The following is a 4,584-nucleotide window of genomic DNA, read 5'->3' on the forward strand; positions in this document are numbered from 1 at the left end:
CCGATCCGGATCACCGGATTGCGGACGCGCCAGGCCACCAGCTCGATCGCGGCCCCGCCGCCGATCAGCAGCACCCCGGCGAAGACGAAGTCGGTGACGGTCCAGTTGACCTCGCGGGTGAACTGCATGGCGACCAGCGGCGCGGTCATGATCAGGGCCACCGCCCCCCAGCCCAGCATCCGCAGGGCCTTCCACAGCTGGTCCAGGTCCTCGTTCGTCACATGCATGGCGGTCTCCCTCGGCTTCGACGACCGGACGATGCGACAGGCGCCCGCTGATCGGCATGAGCGAATTGTGAGCAGTTGCTGAAAAGCGGCCCTCAGCCCTTCGGCCACCCGCCCGCGCGGCTCAGGGCGCTTGGCGCGGGCCGTCCGATCTTCTCGCCGATCCAGCGCGCCGTGCCGATCAGGGCGTCCAGGTCGTAGCCGGTCGAATAGCCCGCCCGCTCCAGCATATAGACCAGGTCCTCGGTGGCGATATTGCCCGTGGCGCCGGGCGCGAACGGGCAGCCGCCGATGCCGCCGACCGAGGCGTCAAGCACGTCCACCCCCGCCTCGACGCCCGCGAAGGCGTTGGCCAGTCCGGTGTTCCGCGTGTCGTGGAAATGCAGCCGCAGAACGGCGTCCGGCGCGGCCTTGCGCGCGGCCTCGACCTTGCGCGTCACGCTCCACGGGTCGCCGACGCCGATGGTGTCGGCCAGGGCGATCTCGCCGACGCCCAGCGCGGCGATCCGCTCGACCAGCCCGGCCACCTGATCCGTCGACACCTCTCCCTCGAACGGACAGCCCCAGACGCAGGACAGGGTGGCCGACAGCGACGGTGTCGCGCCGGGGGTCCCCTCGGCGTTCGCCCGCCCGGCCACAATGTCGGCCAGCATCTGCACCTGCTGGTCGACCGTCAGCCCCTGGTTCTTCAGCCCGAAGCCGTCGGTGGCCGACATGGCGACATTGACCTCGTCCACCGCCGTGCCCAGCGCCCGGTCGTAGCCCTTGCCGTTCAGCACCAGGCCGATCCGGCTGCGCCCGGCTTCCCGCGGCAGGGCGGCCATGACCGCCTCGGCCCCCGCCATCTGCGGCACATATTTCGGATGGACGAAGCTGACCGCCTCGATCCGCCGCGCCCCCGCCGCTTCCAGCCGTTTGACCAGATCGACGCGCACGGCCGGTTCGAGGATCGCCTTCTCGTTCTGCAGGCCGTCCCGGGGGCCGACCTCGACGATGGTGATGGCGCGGCTCACCGGGCGGAGCCCCGGGCCGCCGCCGCGACGGGCGCCGCGCCCGGCGGGGCGTAGACGGTCAGCTCGACGTCGTCCCCCTTGGAATAGTTGTGGCCGTTGACCACCCCCACGGCGCGACCCGTGACGCCCAGCTGCGCGGCGGCCTCGCGGAAGGCGTCGGCGTCATGTTCCTCGACGATGGCGGGCCGGCCCTCGGCCAGGGCCCGCGCGGCGCCGGCGGCGTCGGTCAATTCGGTGTCCTTGCCGGTCAGGAAGACGAAGCTGGGCTCGTGGAAGCCGGTGATGGCCACCGGCCCCGCCCGGCCCTGCCGCGGATGCAGGTCGGCGCGTTCGAGCGTCTTCTGCAGCTGCGGCGCGACCGACAGGGGCCGCAGCTGGCGCAGGGTGCCGGCGAGGGCCGCATGGGCCAGCACGCCCAGCGCCAGCGACACCATCAGCGCCGTCACCGCCGCCCGGTGCAGCATCAGGAAGGCGCCGACCAGACTGGCCAGGATGGCGAAGACGATGGTCAGGGTCGCCCAGGTCTGGGCGGTCGACTTGCCGTATTCGGTCAGCAGATAGACCATGGCCACGGACAGCAGGCCGCCGACGAACAGGGTCAGCCCCACGCCGACATAGCGCGATATCCTGCCGATCGGGTGCGCCGTGGCGGCGGCCGCCAGCAGGGCCAGTCCCCCGAACGTCGGCAGGGTGTAGTGCGCCAGCTTGGTCGGGGTCAGTTCGAAGATGATCCAGGCCGGAACGACCCAGCAGACCAGGAACCGGATCGCCGGTTCGGCCCGCCTGTGCCAGCCCGCCGAAACAGCCGCGGCCAGCAGCAGCGTGGCCGGGAAGAACAGGATCGGCGCCATCAGCAGATAGGCTCCGGGCGCGACGCCGTGCCCCTCGTCGCCGCCCGCCACCTTGGGCGCCAGATCGCCGCCGATGGCCTCGCGCCAGAAGCCGCCGTCGGTGGCGATGGTGATGGCGATGGCCCACGGTCCGACGATCAGCGCCACCAGCGGCAGGCCCCAGCCCCAGCCCAGCCGCTTCAGCCAGGACACGTCCCGGTCCCAGACCGACAGCGCCAGTATGGCCGGGACGACGACCAGCAGGCCGATCGGCCCCTTGATCAGGATGGACAGGCCCAGCCCCAGCCAGAAGGCCAGTTTCCACGGCCTCAGCGGCGCCTCTCCGGCCCGCGCCGCCAGATAGATCCGCGCCAGCCCGGCCATGGCCAGGGTCACGGCGCCGCACAGCATGGCGTCGGTCTTGGCGATCCCCGCCTCGGTCGACAGCAGGAAGCTGGCCCCCATGATCGCGCCCGCCAGGAATCCCGCCCTCTGGCCGAACATCGCCGCCCCGGCCCAGGCGCAGGCGGCGGCCGCCAGCATGGCGCCCAGCAGCGACGGAATCCGGTACGGCCCGATGTCCCGGTTCTCGACCTTGGACGTCAGGGACACCGCCACGGCCTGCATCCAGTAGATTCCGACCGGCTTCTTCCAGCGCGGCTCGTCCTGGTAGCGGATGTCGACATAGTCGCCGCTCTCGAGCATCTGCGAGGTGGCCTGGGCGTAACGGCTCTCGTCGCGGTCCAGCGGCGGCAGCAGCATCAGCACCGGCAGGCCGGCGAACAGGGCGATCAGCGCGGCCAGCACGGGGCCGCGCCATCCGGCGATGTATCGGTCGAAGTCGGCGCCTGTCATGTTCACCTACCTATCACGAGGTTTCCGCCCGCGTCAGACGTGATCGCGTCCTCTCCCGCCTCCCGCCGAAACCGGCTAGAGAACGGGGATGAACGCCGCCATCCCCGACATCTCCGTCGTCGTCCCGGTCCATAACGAGGAGGGCGCCGCCGGCCCGCTGGCGCGAGAGATCGCCGCCGCCTTCGCCGGCCGGTCGTACGAGATGGTCTTCGTCGACGACGCCTCGCGGGACGGCACCCTCGCCGAACTGCGCGGCCTGATGGCCGAACTTCCGGCCCTGCGCGTGCTCGGCCACGGCTCGAACGCGGGCCAGAGCCGGGCGGTCCGCACGGGCGTGCTGGCCGCGCGGGCTCCGATCGTGGTCACCCTCGACGGCGACGGCCAGAATCCGCCGGCCGACGCCCCGAGACTGGCCGATCTGCTGGCCGGCTCGCCCCCGACCGTCGCCCTGGTCGGCGGCGTCCGGGCCAGGCGTCAGGATTCGGGGGCCAAGCGGCAGGCCTCGCTGTGGGCCAACCGCATCCGCAGGAAACTGCTGGGCGACGACGCCGACGACACGGGCTGCGGGCTCAAGGCCTTCCGCCGCGACATCTTCCTGCGCCTTCCCTATTTCGATCACATCCACCGCTATCTGCCGGCCCTGATGATCCGCGAGGGGTATCAAAACCTCTACCTGGACGTCGATCACCGCCATCGCGAGACGGGCCAGTCGAAATACACCAACTGGGGGCGGTTGATGGCCTCCCTGTCCGACCTGCTGGGCGTGATGTGGCTGAAGACGCGCTCGCGCCGCCCGGGGGCGATCAGCGAGTTTTGAGCAGGCGTAGCTGAACGGATCGAACCGGGTTATGCATGGTTAACAAGCGCGGCCGTAACGCGCCCCGCCCGCCTCGACGCCTGACGATGGAGCCCGCCATGCTGATCGCCGTTCCGCTGCTTTTCATCCCGGTGGTGCTCTACGCCATCGTCATCCTGTCGGGCGTCGTCGGAACCGGAGGCGTCGCGGCGGCCGAGGCGGCGCTGCGCGATCCGCTGTTCTCGATCCCCATGGTTTCGGGCACCGCCTGGAACATCGGCGTCGGCGACCTGATCCTGTTCCTGTCGCTGATCCTGCTGTTCTTCGAACTGCTGAAATCGACGTCCAGCCAGAAGGTCGCGATCGTCAATCACGCCCTGTCGATGATCCTGTTCGTGATCTGCCTGGTGGCCTTCCTGCTGATGAAGGGCTTCGCCACCTCGACCTTCTTCCTGATCCTGACGATGGTCATGCTGGACGTCCTGGCCGGCTTCATCGTCACCATCATCTCCGCCCGCAAGGACCTCGACTTCGGCGGCGGCGCCGCCTGACCGTAATCCCTCACCCCTTCCGGGGTTGAGCGCCGCCACCCGCCCGTCATTCCGGGGCCGAGCGCAGCCCCACCCCCCCACCGTCATTCCGGGGCCGAGCGCAGCCCCACCTTCCGTCATTCCGGGGCCGAGCGCAGCGAGGAACCCGGAACCCAGGGGACCGGGCTCGATATTGGCGGCGCGTCAGAGGACGGCGTCCGATCCCCTGGGTTCCGGGTTCGCTCTGCGAGCGCCCCGGAATGACGGGTTCAATGCTGCAAGTTCGCGCTGAAACAGACGAGTTGCAGAAGCCAACCCGTTGATCCATTGCGCCAA

At 70.2% G+C, this 4,584-nt stretch carries 5 protein-coding genes; 2 read left to right on the forward strand and 3 right to left on the reverse strand.

Features of this window, described 5'->3' with window-relative positions; translation table 11 throughout:
* From V6M42_RS06795 to V6M42_RS06805, 3 genes are all read right to left on the reverse strand, one after another.
* Positions 1 to 227 (reverse strand): hypothetical protein (locus V6M42_RS06795; protein WP_332677949.1); only part of this gene is annotated, 227 nt, incomplete at its 3' end.
* A gap of 92 nt (positions 228 to 319) precedes the next feature.
* A complete protein-coding gene (locus V6M42_RS06800; protein ID WP_332677950.1) occupies positions 320 to 1,237 on the reverse strand; it encodes a hydroxymethylglutaryl-CoA lyase in 918 nt (305 codons plus the stop codon).
* The gene (locus tag V6M42_RS06805; RefSeq protein WP_332677952.1) at positions 1,234 to 2,922 is read right to left on the reverse strand and encodes an ArnT family glycosyltransferase; all 1,689 of its coding nucleotides are present in this window, start codon (positions 2,920 to 2,922) and stop codon (positions 1,234 to 1,236) included. The genes V6M42_RS06800 and V6M42_RS06805 overlap by 4 nt, the downstream gene beginning before the upstream one ends.
* 88 nt (positions 2,923 to 3,010) lie before the next feature.
* Between V6M42_RS06805 and V6M42_RS06810 the strand changes: the two genes are divergently transcribed.
* A complete protein-coding gene (locus V6M42_RS06810) occupies positions 3,011 to 3,739 on the forward strand; it encodes a glycosyltransferase family 2 protein (RefSeq protein WP_332677951.1) in 729 nt (242 codons plus the stop codon).
* A 98-nt stretch (positions 3,740 to 3,837) separates the two neighbouring features.
* A complete protein-coding gene (locus V6M42_RS06815; RefSeq protein WP_332659229.1) occupies positions 3,838 to 4,269 on the forward strand; it encodes a hypothetical protein in 432 nt (143 codons plus the stop codon).
* Positions 4,270 to 4,584 lie beyond the last annotated feature (315 nt).

Source organism: Brevundimonas sp., assembly GCF_036677305.1.
Lineage (GTDB): Bacteria > Pseudomonadota > Alphaproteobacteria > Caulobacterales > Caulobacteraceae > Brevundimonas.

Bases quoted from the DNA above. Each gene is read 5' to 3' on its own strand.
- V6M42_RS06815 (WP_332659229.1), top strand. From the start codon at position 3,838: ATGCTGATCGCCGTTCCGCTGCTTTTCATCCCGGTGGTGCTCTACGCC.
- V6M42_RS06805 (WP_332677952.1), bottom strand. From the start codon at position 2,922: ATGACAGGCGCCGACTTCGACCGATACATCGCCGGATGGCGCGGCCCC.
- V6M42_RS06810 (WP_332677951.1), top strand. From the start codon at position 3,011: ATGAACGCCGCCATCCCCGACATCTCCGTCGTCGTCCCGGTCCATAAC.